Origin of the sequence: Nocardiopsis sp. NPDC049922 (assembly GCF_040660275.1) — a bacterium.
Classification (GTDB): domain Bacteria; phylum Actinomycetota; class Actinomycetes; order Streptosporangiales; family Streptosporangiaceae; genus Nocardiopsis.
Window position 1 is genome coordinate 242,846 of the sequence record NZ_JBFAME010000004.1, and the last position, 15,279, is coordinate 258,124.

7 protein-coding genes are annotated in these 15,279 nt (G+C 75.1%); 6 read left to right on the plus strand and 1 reads right to left on the minus strand.

Going from position 1 to position 15,279, the window contains the following annotated elements:
- Positions 1–114 precede the first annotated feature (114 nt).
- Positions 115–309 (minus strand): DUF5957 family protein, encoded by a 195-nt coding sequence (locus AB0I72_RS10065; protein ID WP_358565139.1) that lies wholly within the window; start codon positions 307–309, stop codon positions 115–117.
- 321 nt (positions 310–630) lie between these two features.
- Here AB0I72_RS10065 and AB0I72_RS10070 point away from each other — a divergent pair, with 321 nt between their 5' ends.
- From AB0I72_RS10070 to AB0I72_RS10095, 6 genes are all read left to right on the plus strand, one after another.
- Entirely contained in the window at positions 631–2,466 is a 1,836-nt protein-coding gene (locus AB0I72_RS10070) for an asparagine synthetase B (RefSeq protein WP_358565142.1), read from the plus strand.
- A gap of 73 nt (positions 2,467–2,539) precedes the next feature.
- Positions 2,540–3,589: a cysteine synthase family protein gene (locus tag AB0I72_RS10075; protein WP_358565145.1), complete on the plus strand. Its 1,050-nt coding sequence runs from the start codon at positions 2,540–2,542 to the stop codon at positions 3,587–3,589.
- A 26-nt stretch (positions 3,590–3,615) separates the two neighbouring features.
- Positions 3,616–4,833, plus strand: a complete 1,218-nt coding sequence (locus AB0I72_RS10080; RefSeq protein WP_358565148.1) for a Xaa-Pro peptidase family protein — start codon at positions 3,616–3,618, stop codon at positions 4,831–4,833.
- A gap of 53 nt (positions 4,834–4,886) precedes the next feature.
- Positions 4,887–5,666, plus strand: a complete 780-nt coding sequence (locus tag AB0I72_RS10085; RefSeq protein ID WP_358565625.1) for a putative hydro-lyase — start codon at positions 4,887–4,889, stop codon at positions 5,664–5,666.
- Between the two features lie 29 nt (positions 5,667–5,695).
- Positions 5,696–6,406 carry a sulfotransferase family protein gene (locus AB0I72_RS10090; RefSeq protein WP_358565151.1) on the plus strand — a complete coding sequence of 237 codons (711 nt, stop codon included), beginning with the start codon at positions 5,696–5,698 and terminating at the stop codon, positions 6,404–6,406.
- 47 nt (positions 6,407–6,453) lie between these two features.
- Positions 6,454–14,949, plus strand: coding sequence for an SDR family NAD(P)-dependent oxidoreductase (locus AB0I72_RS10095; protein ID WP_358565154.1), 8,496 nt, complete (start codon positions 6,454–6,456; stop codon positions 14,947–14,949).
- Positions 14,950–15,279: the final 330 nt, after the last annotated feature.

Below are 15,279 nucleotides of genomic sequence, written 5' to 3' on the forward strand. Positions count from 1 at the left end.
TCCCGCGTTCCGTTCCCCACGACGGACGTGATCGCGTGCCCGTGCCCGTCCCAGACGGCGGACGCCCGCGGCTCCACCGCGACGGCTGACGCCCGCCCGTGCTTCCGGCGGACGTCAGCTGGAGCGCGAGCGCGAGCCGAGGACCAGCCCGCCGGCGCAGAACACCAGCGCGAGGACGATCGGCAGCCCGCGGATGCCGACGGGCCGGTCGAAGGCCAGGACCGAGACGACCCCGACGACCTGGTCGACGACCAGCCCCACCAGGAATCCGGCGACCAGTCCGACGACGCCCATGAGAAGTACGCGCATCGGTGTCTCCCTCCCTTTCGCGTGGTTCCCTCTCCGGTGCGATCCACGTTCGATGCGCGCCGAAGGTAACCGCGCGACCAGCCGCCCTCCAACGTGCGCGCGACGGAAACACGTGGACGACTCGCGCTGTACGCGTTCCGTGCCGGATACCGCGCGGGATGTACGACCGTGGGCGCTTCCTCCCCAGAGCACCTTCAGCCGCGTTCGATTCGGCTTCGATGCGCCGCTGCGAGCCTTGGTCGGGCAGACGGGAAGGTACGGAGTCCGCCGTACCGGACCGTGGGGCCGATCCAGCCGATCCACAGGAATTGAGGTGCCGCGATGTCCGGCGTTGTTGGCGTGATCGACTTCGAACGGGATCTGGAACGCCACCGGTCACTGCTCATCACGCTGACCGCGACCATGGCCAACCGCGGCCCGGACGGGGAGGGGCTCTGGCTCTCCCCCCGGGCCGCTCTCGGCTACCGCGCCCTCGGGACCGGGGCGGGGGCCGCCGACCAGCCGTTCGCGATCGACGTCGGCGGCGCGACGGTCGTCACGTGCGTCACCGGCGCCCCCACGGGCCTCGGCGAGCTGGCACGCCAGCTCCGCGCGGGCCGGTGCGGCGTCACCCCCGGAGCCTCCACCGCCGAACTCGTCGCCCGCGCCTACCTGATGTGGGGCGAGGACGTCGTGCGCCGCCTGGGCGGCGCGTTCGCCCTCGCGATCTGGGACGGGCGCGCCGAGGAACTGGTCCTGGCCCGCGACCGGATGGGCGGCCAGACCCTGTACCACGCGCCCACCCGCACCGGCCTGGTCTTCGCCTCCGAGCGCAAGACCCTGCTCGCCCACCCCGAGGTCGACCCGGTCGTGGACATGGAGGGGCTGCGGGAGGTCATCGCGCACGCCCTCCCGCCCGGCCCCCTCTTCAGCGGGTTCGGCCAGGTCGACTCCGCCGAGGTGGTCCGCTACGGGCGGTCCGGCTGGCACCGCCACCGCTACTGGGACCTGGAGCCGCGCCCGCACACCGACGACGTGGACGCCACCGTCGCCCGGGTCCGCGAACTCCTGGAGGAGAACGTCCGGCGGTCCGTGCCGGAGGACACCGACGGGCTGGTCGCCACCCTCTCCGGCGGCATCGACTCCTCCTCCGTCACCGCCCTGGTCGCGGCCGAGCTGCGCCGCAGGGGCGCCGCCGACCTGCGCACGTTCACCGTCGGCTTCACCGACGGCGAGTTCCAGCGCGACGCCGTCCGCGACACCCAGGACGCGCCCTTCGCCCGCGCCGTCGCCGAGCACGTCGGCTCCCGGCACCGGCTGGTCGAGCTGGACGCCCGCCAGATCCTCGACCCCGACGTGCGCCTGGGTCTGATGCGGGCCAAGGACTGCCCCACCCGCATCTACGACATGGACGCCTCCCAGTACCTCTTCCTCCAGCACGTGGCGGCCGAGGGCGGTCGGACCGCCTTCACCGGCGGCATGGGCGACCAGCTCTTCCACGGCGCCCGCTGGTCGACCGACCCCCAGCTGGTCGACTCCGGGACCTTCCCCTGGATCGCGCTGGCGCAGCGGCACGGGGCGGAGAACGGGTTCGGCACCCGCCTGCTCAACCACGACACCCTGCGCAAGCTCGACCTGCCCACCTACTACCGGGACTCCTACGCCGAGAGCGTCGCCGAGGTCGAGTTCCTCCCCGAGGACGACGAGGCGCAGCGCCGCATCCGGCGGCTCTCCCACCTGCTCCTCACCCGATTCCGCACGGACGCGGGGCTGTACAACTCCGTCGGCCTCCAGATGCGGGCGCCGATCAACAGCGTCGAACTGGTGGAGTACGCCTACAACATCCCCGCCGAGATGCAGCGGCACGGCGGGATCGAGAAGGGGCTCCTGCGCGCCGCCGTCGCGGACACGCTCCCGGAGAAGGTGGTCCGGCGCCCGCAGAGCGCCACGCCGGTGAGCAGGAACCCCGCCTACGCGCGGCGGCTCCAGGAGGAGTTCACCGCGATCCTCGCCGACCCCGCCTCCCCGGTCCTGCCGCTCATCGACCTCCACGCCGCGGCCCGCCTCGCCGAGTCGCCCGACGAACTCGTCCGGAACCGCCTGAGCAGGGCCGACATCGACCTCGTCCTGCAACTGAACCTGTGGCTCGACCACTACCGGGTCCGGCTGGCCCTCTGACGGCCCCGACCCGCCTCCGCCTCGTCCGCGGAACCGAACACATCGGCGATCCAACGCCCCTGGGGGGCTGAACATGGTTTACGACAACGTACTGGAAGCGGTGGGGCACACCCCGATCGTGCGGCTGTGCCGGATGAGCGTGGGCAACGGCTCGGAGATCCTGGTCAAGCTGGAGGGGTTCAACCCCGCGGGCAGCATCAAGGACCGGACCGCCCTCGGCATGATCACCCGCGCCGAACTCGACGGCCGCCTCAAACCCGACGGCACGATCATCGAGTCCACCTCGGGCAACATGGGCAAGGCCCTGGCCATGATCGGCGCGGCCAAGGGCTACCGGGTGGTCCTGGTGACCGACCCCAAGGCGCCGCGGTCGATGATCGACTTCGTCTCCGCGCTGGGCGCCGAACTGGAGATCATCCGCACCCCGGACGAGAACGGCGGCTACCAGCGGCCCCGCCGCGAACGCGTCCGGCAGCTCATGGACGAGATCCCGGACTCCTTCTGGCCCGACCAGTACAACAACCCCGACAACTCCGCCACGCACGCCGAGCGGACCGCCCGCGAGCTGATGGACGAGGTCCCCGACTTCGACGCGCTCGTCGCGGCCGTGGGCACCGGCGGCCACATCAGCGGCGTGTCCACCGCCCTGAAGGAGGAGCGCCCGCACGTGGTGACCCTCGGCGTGGACGCCGCGGGCTCCGCCGCCTTCGGCTACCCGGTGGGGTGCTGGGCGATGCGCGGCCTGGGGATCGCCTGGCCGCCCGGCAACCTCAGAGCCGAGGTCGTCGACCGGGTGCACCTGGTCGAGGACCACGAGGGCATCGCCACCAGCCGGATGCTCGCCCGGACCGAGGGGCTGCTGGTCGGGGAGTCGGCGGGCGCGGCCGTCTTCGGCGCCCTGCACTTCGCGCACCACCACCCCGGCAGCCGGATCGTGGTCGTGGCCCCCGACGGCGGCGTCAACTACCTCGGCGAGTCCTTCGACGACGCCTGGCTGGAGGCGCGCGGCATCGCGACGCCCCTGGCCGAAGCCGGTCTGGACACCCTGGAGGGCCTGCTGGCCGCCGCACGCACTCCGCACCACCCCGCCACGCCCCGACCCGTGGGAGGGGGGCGGCCGTGACGGCACCCGAGGAGAGGAGGGGCCCGTTGCCGGCCCGCACCGCACCGCTCGCCCACACCGAACGGCTGGCCCGCCGCATGGACGAGCAGGGCGTGGACGTCCTGGTGGCGACCACGCTGGAGAACGTCCACTACCTGACCGGCGTCGCCAGCGTCACCCTGGAGATCTTCCCGCACACCGGAGCGTGCTTCGCCGTCGTCACCCGCGACCGGCTCACCCGCCCCCACCTGATCACCTCCCGCTGCGACCTGGACCAGGCGCTCGACGCCGCCGTCGACCTGGACGGCGCCACGGGCTACGGCCGCTTCCACCGGGAGCGCGCGGACGCCGACGGGCTCGACGACCGCCAGCGGCGGCTGCGGGAGCTGTGGGGCGACGGGACCGCGCCCGCCACCCCCGCCGACGCCCTCGTGGCGGTGCTGCGGCGGGCGGGCCTGGACACGGCCCGCGTCATGGTCGACGAGGACGCCGCCCGGGCCGACCTGCTGCCCACCCTGCGGGAGACCCTGCCCGGAGCCGACGTCCGGCCGGGCGGGTCCGCGCTGCTGCGCTGGGTGCGCAAGGTCAAGACGGAGGAGGAGCTGCGCCGACTGCGCGCCGTGGCCGCCGTCGCGGAGAGGGGGATCCGGGCGGTCGCCGACATCGCCCGCCCCGGCGTCACCGAGCGCGCGCTGGTCCGCGAGTTCGAGCGGACGGTGGCCGGGGAGGGCGGTCGGCCGAGGTTCACGCACGTCAAGGTCGGCGCCAACGCCGTCATGGGCCAGACCCGGCCGACCGACACGCCGCTGCGCTCCGGGGACGCGGTCTGGTTCGACGTCGGATGCGTGCACGAGGGCTACTGGGCCGACATCGCCCGGGTCGTGAGCGTCGGCGAGCCCTCCGCGAAGCTGCGCCACCACTACGCGGCCATGCTCGCGGGCGAGGAGCGCGCGATCGCCGAGGCCGCGCCCGGCATGACCGGAAAGGAGCTGTTCGACATCACCGTGGAGGCGGTCCGCGCGGCCGGTGTCGGCCACTACCGGCGCAACCACGTGGGGCACGGCATCGGCGTGGAGGTCTACGACCGCGTGCTGATCGCCCCCGACAACGACGACGTGATCGAGGAGGGGACGGTCGTGAACATCGAGACGCCCTACTACGAGTTCGGGTTCGGCGCCGTCCAGGTGGAGGACCCGTTCGTGGTCCGCGCCGCCGGGAACGAGCTGCTCACCACGCTCGACCGCGACCTGGCGGTGGTCGGATGAGCGCGGCGACGAACGGCGTGGCGGCGGTCGGGGCGGTCGCCGGACCCCCCGACGTGGGCGACCCCGCCGAGCTCACGGCGGCCCGGGCGCGCGCCCTGTTCCGGGGCGGGCTGGACACCGCCACGATCGGGTGGGCCAGCCGCCACGCGCAGGCCAACCTCATCGCGGTGCCCCGGTCGGCCGCCTACGACCTGCTGCTGTTCGCCCAGCGCAACCAGCAGGCCTGCCCGCTGCTGGACGTGACCGACGTCGGCAGCCCCGCCACGGTGCTGGCCGAGGGCGCCGACCTGCGCACCGACCTGCCCGCCTACCTCGTGTGGCGGGACGGCGAGGTGGTCGACCGGGTCACCGACGCCACCCCGTACTGGCGGGAGGACATGGTCGGCTTCCTCGTCGGGTGCAGCCTCACCTTCGAGCTCGCCCTCATGGAGGCGGGGGTGCCGATCCGGCACATCGAGGAGGGCGTCACCGACCCGATGTACGTGACCAACCGGGCCACCCGCCCGGCGGGCGCGCTGTCCGGGCCGCTCGTGGTGTCGATGCGGCCGATCCCCGCGCACCTGGTCACCACGGCGGTGCGGATCACCGACCGGTTCCCCGACGTGCACGGCGCCCCCGTGCACATCGGCGACCCGGAGGCGCTGGGCGTCGCCGACCTGGGACGCCCCGACTTCGGCGACCCGGTGACCGTCGGCGACGACGTCCCCGCCTTCTGGGCGTGCGGCGTCACCACCCAGGCGGCGGTCGCCGCCTCGCGGCTGGAGTTCGCGGTCACGCACGTGCCGGGGCGGATGTTCGTCACCGACGTCCCGCACTCCACCTACATGCGCTGAGACGCGCGGACCGACGGAAGGAGTTGGCGATGCACGTGATCGGAGTGGGGTTCGGGCGGACCGGCACCCTGTCGCTCAAGGTCGCGTTGGAGGAGCTCGGACTCGGGCCCTGCTACCACATGCGGGAGGCGATCGCCTCGCCCGGCCACAAGCGGCTCTGGCTGGAGGCGGCCCAGGGCGGCCCCGTGGACTGGGACCGGCTCCTGGGCGGATACCGGTCCACCGTGGACTGGCCCGGGTGCTACTTCTGGCGCGAGCTGATCGAGGCCTACCCCGAGGCCAGGGTGGTGCTGACCGTGCGCGACCCCGAACGCTGGTACAGCAGCACCCGGGAGACCATCTACCGGCTCTCCACCTGGGTGGCCCGGGTGGCCGCCCCCTTCTTCCCGACCGCGCGCGGCATGGCCGGGATGACCGAGGCGATCATCTGGAACGGCACCTTCGGCGGGCGGTTCACCGACCGGGAGCACGCCATCGGTGTCTTCGAACGCCACATCGAGGAGGTCCGCGCGCACGTGCCCGCCGACCGCCTGCTCGTCTACGACGTCCGCGAGGGCTGGGAGCCGCTGTGCCGGTTCCTCGGGGTCGAGGCGCCCCCGGACCGGCCGTTCCCGCACGTCAACGACCGCGACCACCAGAAGTCGAAGATCCGCCGGGCCCGGGTCCTGGTGGGCTCGCTCGGCGCGTCCCTCGCCCTGGCCACGCTCGCCGGGGTGGCGCTGCGCCGACGGCGGCGCTGAGCCGCCGCCCCCGAACCGCACAACCCCCGCATCGGATGGGAGCGACCTTGAAGGCACACGCGCGTACACACGAAGGGACCGACGCGGTCGCGGTCGTCGGGCTGTCCTGTCGCCTGCCGGGGGCGCCCGATCCGGGTGCGTTCTGGCGGCTCCTGCGGGAGGGGCGGGAGGCGGTGGCCCGGCCGCCCGCCCACCGGGGGCTGGACGGGCTGCCCCGGGCCGGGCTGATCGAGGACGTCGGCGGGTTCGACGCGGACTTCTTCGGGATGTCCGCGCGCGAGGCGGCCGCCGCCGACCCGCAGCAACGCCTGATGCTGGAGTTGGGCTGGGAGGCGCTGGAGGACGCGGGGATCGTGCCCGACTCCCTGCGCGGTGCGGCGGTCGGCGTGTTCGTCGGCGGGATGGCCGACGACTACGCGGCGCTGCTGCACCGGGCAGGGGCGCCCGTCGGGGCGCACACGATGGCCGGGACGCAGCGGTCGATGCTGGCCAACCGGCTGTCCTACCTGGTCGGGGCGCGCGGCCCCAGCCTGGTGGTCGACAGCGGCCAGTCGTCGTCGCTGGTCGCGGTGGCGATGGCGGTGCAGAGCGTGCGCGGCGGGGCGACGCCGGTCGCGGTCGCGGGCGGGGTGAGCCTGATCCTCGACGGCGACGGGTCCGCCGCGCCGAGGGCCCTGGGGGCGCTGTCCCCCGAGGGACGGTGCCGGGTCTTCGACGCACGCGCCGACGGGTTCGCGCGGGGCGAGGGCGGAGCGGCGCTCGTGCTGCGGCCCCTGGCCGACGCCCTAGCCGACGGCGACCGGATCCACTGCGTGATCCGGGGTGTGGCCGTGGGCAACGAGGGCGGCGGACACGCGCTGACCTCGCCGGACGGCGCCGGACAGGAGGAGGTGCTGCGCCGGGCGTGCGCCGACGCCGGTGTGCGGCCGGAGGAGGTCCGGTTCGTCGAACTGCACGGAACGGGCACACGCGCGGGCGACCCCGTCGAGGCGCGGGCGCTGGGCGCGGTGCACGGAGTCGGGCGGGACGCCGACACACCGCTGCTGGTGGGGTCGGTCAAGACCAACATCGGCCACCTGGAGGGGGCGGCGGGCGTCGCGGGCCTGGTCAAGGCGGCGTTGAGCGTGCGCGAGGGGGTGGTGCCCGCCAGCCTGCACCTCACCGAGCCGAACCCGAGGATCCCGCTGGAGGAGCTGCGGCTGCGCGTGCCGACCGAGGCGACCCCGGTGGACGACGGCGCGCCGCCGCTGGGCGGGGTCAGTTCGTTCGGTCTGGGGGGAACCGACTGCCACGTGGTGGTGGAGCGGGCCCCCGACCAGCCGACGCCCCAGAGGCCCGAGGGTTCCGGCGGGACCGTTCCCCTGGTGCTGTCGGCGGCCTCGGCGCCCGCGCTGCGCGGGCAGGCGGCCAGGCTGCGGGACCACCTGGAGTCGACGGGGGCGGACCCGAGGGATGTCGCGCATTCCCTGGTCACCACGCGCACGGTGTTCGGGCACCGCGCGGTGGTCGGGGCCGAGGGTGCGGAGCGGGCCCTGGAGCTGTTGGGCGCGCTGGCGGACGGGGAGGTTCCGGAGGGGGTGTGGGTCGGTGAGGCCGTGCCCGACCGGGTGGCCGATGGTGTCCGCGCCGACGACGGCCGGGGAGCCGAGGCGGGAGACGACGCTGACGCCGCGTCGGACGTGACGGACGGCGACGCCGGGATCGGTGACCTCGCGGAAGCGTTCACACGAGGCGCTGACGTCGACTGGAGCCACCTGATCCCCGCTGGTCGCAGGGTCCCCCTGCCTACCTACGCCTTCCAGCGCCGTCACTACTGGGCACCCGGTCTGGGTCGTGGTCCGGTGCCGGATGGTCCGGCCGACGGCCCCGCGCTCCGGGGCGCCCGCACCACCGACGCGGCCACGCTCGGTGGGCTCTCGGCGCCAGGCGACGCCTTCACGGCTGAACCTGCGGGCACAGGGGTCACGTCCGGCACGGCCAGCAACTCCGACGCCGTCATCACCTCCGGCCCGGGTGACGGCGTCGGCCCCGCGTCCGGCGGCTCCTCGCCGACGGGGACGCGACGCCCCGATCCCGAACTCGCCGGGCGCGTCCTTCGCATGGTCCGTGCGGCGACGGGGTCGGTCCTCGGCGACGGCCGCGACATCGACGTCACCGCCACCTTCCGCTCCCAGGGCCTCGACTCCGTGGCCGCCCTCGAACTGCGCAACGTCCTGCGCGAGGAGACCGGACTCGACCTCGCCCCCACCCTCGCCTACGACCTCGCCACCCCCAGGGCCGTCGCCGACCACATCGCCGCCCTGCTGACCGACCCCGCCGAGCCCCCGCCCACCGACGCCGCCCCGGACACCGTCCCCGTCACGGCCGCCGCGCCCGCCACGGCCCCCGACGCCCCCGAGGACGACCCCGTGGTCATCGTCGGCATGGGCTGCCGTTACCCGGGCGGCGTCCGGTCCCCCGAGGACCTGTGGGACCTCGTCGCCGCCGGGACCGACGCCATCACCGCGTTCCCCGACAACCGCGGCTGGGACGTCGACTCCCTCCACGACCCCGAACCCGGCGTCCCCGGCCGCTCCTCCACCCGCCACGGGGGCTTCCTCCACGACGCGGACGCGTTCGACGCCGACTTCTTCGGCATCAGCCCCCGCGAGGCCGCCGCCATGGACCCCCAGCAGCGTGTCCTCCTGGAGGTCGCCTGGGAGGCCCTCGAACGCGCCGGGACCCCGCCCGACCGGCTCCGCGACGCCCGCGTCGGCGTGTTCGTCGGCGCGATGGCCCAGGACTACGGCCCCCGCCTGCACGAGTCCGCCCCCGGCCACGGCGGCCACCTCCTCACCGGCGGCTCGGTCAGCGTCGCCTCCGGCCGACTCGCCTACGTCTTCGGGTTCCACGGGCCCACCATGACCATCGACACGGCGTGCTCCTCCTCCCTCGTCGCCCTCCACCAAGCCGTGCGCGCCCTGCGCCACGGCGACTGCGACGCCGCCCTCGCCGGAGGCGTGGCCGTCATGTCCACCCCCGGCATGTTCGTCGAGTTCAGCATGCAGCGCGGGCTCGCCCCCGACGGCCGCTGCAAGTCCTTCTCCGCCGACGCCGACGGCACCGCCTGGGCCGAGGGCGCCGGGGTGCTCGTCCTCGAACGCCTCTCCCGCGCCCGCGCGCTCGGCCACCGGGTCCTCGCGGTCGTGCGCGGGTCGGCGATCAACTCCGACGGCACCAGCAACGGGCTCACCGCGCCCAGCGCCCCCGCCCAGGAGGAGGTCGTGTCCGCCGCCCTCGCCGACGCCGGGGTCACCCCCGCCGACGTGCAGGCGGTCGAGGCGCACGGCACCGGCACCGTCCTCGGCGACCCGATCGAGGCCCGCGCCCTCCAGGCCGTCTACGGCCCCGACCGGGGCGACGAACCCCTGTGGCTGGGGTCGGTCAAGTCCAACCTCGGCCACGGCCAGGCCGCCGCGGGCGTCGCCGGGGTGATCAAGATGGTGCAGGCGATGGCGCACGGCGTTCTGCCCCGCACCCTGCACGTGTCCGAACCCACCCCGCACGTCGACTGGGAGTCGGGCCCGCTGCGGCTGCTCACCGGCGCCGTCCCGTGGACCCCGCGCGGCGGCGTGCGGCGCGCGGGCGTCTCCTCGTTCGGCATCAGCGGCACCAACGCCCACGTCGTCCTCGAACAACCACCGGGACCGGGCCGCCCGACCGGTGACGGCCGCACGGTCGCCTGGACCCTGTCGGCGCGCGGCGAACCGGCCCTGCGCGCCCAGGCCGCCCGGCTGCGCGACCGCGTCGCCGCCGACCCGGGCCTGACGCCCGAGGCGGTGGGGCACGCCCTGGCCACCACGCGCACCGTGTTCGAGCACCGCGCCGCCGTCGTCGGCTCCGACCGGGCCACCCTCCTGGAGGGGCTGTCCGCGCTCGCCGAGGGCCGCCCGTCCCCCCACACCGTGGAGGGGCGCGCGCTCCCCGACGGCCCCGTCGTGTTCGTCTTCCCCGGCCAGGGATCCCAGTGGCCGGGGATGGCCGCCGAACTCCTCGACGGCTCCCCGGTCTTCCGGGCCGCCATGGACGAGTGCGCCCGCGCACTGGCCCGGTACACCGACTGGTCCCTGGCCGAGGTCGTCCGTCAGGCCCCCGGAGCGCCGGGGCTGGACCGCGTCGACGTCGTCCAACCCGTGCTGTGGGCGGTCATGGTCTCCCTGGCCCGCGTGTGGCGCTCGGCCGGGGTGGAGCCCGCCGCCGTCGTCGGCCACTCGCAGGGGGAGATCGCCGCCGCGTGCGTCGCGGGCGCGCTGAGCCTGGACGACGGGGCGCGCGTGGTCGCGTTGCGCAGCCAGGCGATCGCCGAGATCAGGGGCGTCGGAGGCATGGCGTCGGTCCCGCTGCCCGCGGCCCGCGCGCGCGAGCGGATGTCCCGGTTCGGCGACCGCGTGCACGTGGCCGCGCTCAACGGCCCCGAATCGACGATCGTCGCCGGTGACGCCGCCGCGCTGGCCGAACTCGTCGACGAGTGCCGCGCCGACCGGGTACGGGCGCGCCTGGTCGACGTCGACTACGCCTCCCACACCCCCTCCATGGAGGAACTGCACGATCGGCTGCTGGAGCGCCTCGGCGCACTGTCCCCGCGCTCGTCGAGCGTGCCGATGTACTCCACCGTGACCGAACGCCCGATCGACACCTCCGGCCTGGACACCGACTACTGGTACTGCAACCTGCGCAACACCGTGCGCTTCGACCCGGCCGTGCGCCGCCTGCTCAAGGACGGGCACCAGGTGTTCGTCGAGGTCAGCCCGCACCCGGTGCTCACCGGAGCGCTGCTCGACATCATCGCCGACGCCGAGGCCCCAGGACACGCCGTCGGCACCCTGCGCAGGGACGAGGGCGGCCCCCAGCGCCTGATGGCCGCCCTCGCCGCCGCCCACGTCAGCGGGGCCCGCGTCGACTGGCCCCGGCTCATGGGCGGGCACGGCGCGCCCCCGGTCGACCTGCCCACCTACGCCTTCCAGCGCGAGCGCCACTGGCTGGCGGCGCCCGCGCCGGCGGGCGCACCCGAGACCGCGCCCGCCGGACACCCGCTGCTGCCCGGCTCCCTGGACCTGGCGGAGAGCGGACAGACCGTGTTCACCGGCCGTCTCTCCCCCGACCGGGATCCGTGGCTGGCCGACCACACCGTGCGCGGCGACCTGCTGCTGCCGGGTGCGGCGGTGGTCGAGCTCGCCCTGCAGGCCGGCGACCGGGTCGGCCTGCCCGTTCTGGAGGACCTGACCCTGGAGCGGCCGGTCCCGCTCGACGACGACCGCGCGGTGGAGGTCCAGCTGACCGTCGCCCCCGCCGACGCGAGCGGTCGGCGCGCCCTCGGACTGCACGTCCGCGCGGCCGACGGCGGCGCGTGGACCCGCTGCGCGAGTGGTCTGTTGGCGCCGTGGACCGAGCCAGCGGGCGACCCGATGCCCGCCGAGTGGCCGCCGCCCGGGGCGGAGCCGGTCGAACCGGACTATCCGGCGCTGGCCGCGCACGGCTACGGGTACGGGCCCCGGTTCCAGGGGCTCCGGGCCAGCTGGCGGGTCGGTGAGGAGTGGTACGCGCGGGTCCGCGCGCCCGAGGGGGTGGACACGGCCGGGTACGGGCTGCACCCGGCGCTGCTCGACGCCGCGCTGCACCCTCTCCTGACCCCGGACGGCGCCGTCCCGGTGGAACTGCCGTTCTCGTGGAGCGGGGTGCGGCTGCACGCGACCGACGCGGATGAGCTGCGGGTCCGGATCCGGCCCGCCGACGGGGGCTCGGAGATCACGCTGACCGACCCGACCGGTGCGCCCGTCGCGGAGGTGGCCGCCGTCGCGCTGCGGCCGATGACCACCGGGCGTCGGGCGCTCGCCGCTCCGGAAGCCGAGGGTTCCCTGTTCCACGTCACCTGGGAGACCGTCCCGGAACCGGACCCCACCCTCGACGGCCGGTACGCGGTCGTGGGGCCGGGGGACCTGGAGTTGCCGGGAGCCGACCACCACCCGGACCTCGACTCCCTGCTGGCCGCCGTCGACGAGGGCGCTCCCGTCCCGGACTACGTCGTCGTCGACCTGCGCGCGGCCGGTTCCGAGGGGCCGGGGGGTGCTGGCGCGGCTTCCGACACCGTCCTCGCCGAGGCGCACCGGCGGACCGGCGACGCCGCCGCCCTCCTCGCGACCTGGTCCACCGACGACCGCCTGGCCGACACCGTCCTCACCGTGCTGACCAGCGGCGCCGTCGTCGTCGGCCCCGACGATCCCGTCCGCGATCTGGCCGGGACGCCCCTGTGGGGCCTGCTGCGCACCGCGCGCACCGAACACCCCGGACGGGTCCGCGTCATCGACCTCGACCCCGACACCGGCACACCGATGACCGCCGCGCTCGCGACCGCCGAACCCGAGTCGGCCGTCCGCCACGGACGGATCCACGTGCCCCGGCTGTCCGCCTACCCGGGCCCCGGCGCCCTCCAACCGCCCACCAACGGCGACTGGCACCTGACCGACGGCGGCGGCGAGATCGACGGACTGACCCCCGTCGCACACGAACCCCGCGCACTCGACCACGGCGAGGTGCGCGTCGCCGTCCGCGCCGCCGGGCTCAACTTCCGCGACGTCCTCATCGCCCTCGACATGTACCCGGGCCAGGCCCTGATGGGCACCGAGGCCGCCGGAACCGTCGTCGAGACCGGGCCCGGCGTGGACGGCCTGCGCCCCGGCGACCGTGTCATGGGGGTCTTCCCCGGCCACGCGATCGGCACCGCCGCCACCACCGACCACAGGATGCTCACCCGCATCCCGCTCGACTGGTCCTTCACCCGCGCCGCGGCCGTCCCCGTCGCCTACCTCACCGCCTACCACGCCCTCGTCGACCTGGCCGACGTCCAGCCGGGCGAGCGCGTCCTCGTGCACGCCGCCGCCGGGGGCGTCGGCCAGGCGGCGGTCCAGATCGCCCGCCACCTCGGCGCCGAGGTGTTCGGCACCGCGAGCCCCGCCAAGTGGCCCGAGCTGCACCGGCTCGGCCTCGACGACACCCATGTGGCCAGCTCCCGGACGCTCGACTTCGAGGACGCGTTCAACGACGCGACCGGCGGCGCTGGGGTCGACGTCGTGGTCAACGCGCTCGCGGGCGACTTCACCGACGCCTCGCTGCGCCTGCTCGCCGCCGACGGGCGGTTCGTCGAGATGGGCAAGACCGACCCGCGGGACGCGGAGTCCACCGGCGTCGACTACCAGGCCTTCGACCTCCTGGAGGTCGACCCCGACCACGTCGCCCGCCTGCTCGCCGACCTGGTCGACCTGTTCGAGCACGGCGCGCTGGCGCCGCCGCCCGTCACCGAACGCCCGGCGCACCGCGCCCCCGACGCCCTCCGCCTGCTGCAACGCGCCGAACACGTCGGCAAGGTGGTCCTCACCCTGCCCGCGGCCCCCGACCCCGACGGCACCGTGCTGATCACCGGCGGGACCGGAACCCTCGGGCGACTCGTCGCCCGCCACCTGGCCGAGCGCCACGGCGTGCGCCGTCTCCTCCTGCTCGGGCGGCGCGGCGCCGACGCCGAGGGCGCGGACGGGCTGCGCGCGGAGCTGGCCGAGTCGGGCGCCCACGCCGCCTTCGCCGCCTGCGACGCCGCGGACCGCGACGCCCTCGCCGCCGTCCTGGCCGACGTGCCCGACGAGCACCCGCTGACCGCGGTGGTCCACGCGGCGGGCGTCCTGGACGACGCGACCGTGGGCGCGCTCACCCCCGACCGGGTGCGCGCGGTGTTCCGCCCCAAGGTGGACGCCGCCTGGAACCTGCACGAGCTCACCCGTGACCTGCCGCTGTCGGCCTTCGTCCTGTTCTCCTCGGTCGCCGGTGTGGTCGGGACGGCGGGCCAGGCCAACTACGCCGCCGCCAACGCCTTCCTCGACGGCCTGGCCCGACGGCGCCGTGCCGAAGGACTGCCCGCGACCTCGCTGTCCTGGGGACTGTGGGAGCGGGCCAGCGGCATGACCGGTCACCTGGACCGGGCGGACGTGGCACGGATGGCGCGCGGCGGGGTCGCCCCGGTGCCCACCGACGAGGGCCTGGCTCTGCTCGACACGGCGCTCCGCCTGGACGTGCCGCATCTGGTGCCCGTCCGGCTGGACCGCGACGGCCTCTCGGGCGACTCCGCCGGGTTGGCCGCCGTCCTGCGCGGCCTGGCCCGACCGGCCGCGCCGACCCGGACGAGCGCCCGCCGTCGCGCGGCCGAGCCGACCCCGGCGCCCGGGTGGGACGGGACGGCGATCGGCGCCAGCGAGGAGGAGCGCAGGGAGAGTCTGCGGGTGCTGCTGCACACCCAGGTGGCGACCGTGCTCGGGCACGACTCCCCGGACCGGGTCGACCCCGGCCGGACCTTCGAGGAGCTGGGCTTCGACTCGCTCACGTCGGTGGAGCTGCGCAACCGGGTGAGGACGGCGACCGGGGTGCGCCTGCCCGCCACGATCGCCTTCGACTACCCGACCATCCCGGTCCTCGCCGACCGCCTGCTCAGCGATCTGGCGGACGGGAGGAGCCGCCCCTGAGCGCGACCGCGCCGTGGGCCTCCCTTCCCGGCCGGGAAGGGAGGCCCACGCTCGTGTGATCAGGGCGGACCGGGGTTGAAAATGGCGTGTGTGCCCACCCGGCGCCAGATCACGTGCGGCTTGCCCGGGTAGCGCTCGTCGCCGTACTCCCATGTGGCGCGTCCATCGGGTGCCCAGGTCATCTCGTAGACTCCCGGGGCTCCCTGGACTCCCTTGACACGCAGGCCGGGCCGGAACCGTCCCTTCTCCACATCGGATGCGAACTCGGTGGTGACCACGCGCCGGAAGCGCTCCGCCTGCTGGCGGGTCAGCTTCTTGAAGTCAGCCTTG

Excerpts from the sequence above, each read along its gene's own strand:
- AB0I72_RS10075 (WP_358565145.1), top strand. The coding sequence starts at position 2,540 with ATGGTTTACGACAACGTACTGGAAGCGGTGGGGCACACCCCGATCGTG.
- AB0I72_RS10090 (WP_358565151.1), top strand. The coding sequence starts at position 5,696 with ATGCACGTGATCGGAGTGGGGTTCGGGCGGACCGGCACCCTGTCGCTC.
- AB0I72_RS10070 (WP_358565142.1), top strand. The coding sequence starts at position 631 with ATGTCCGGCGTTGTTGGCGTGATCGACTTCGAACGGGATCTGGAACGC.
- AB0I72_RS10065 (WP_358565139.1), bottom strand. The coding sequence starts at position 309 with ATGCGCGTACTTCTCATGGGCGTCGTCGGACTGGTCGCCGGATTCCTG.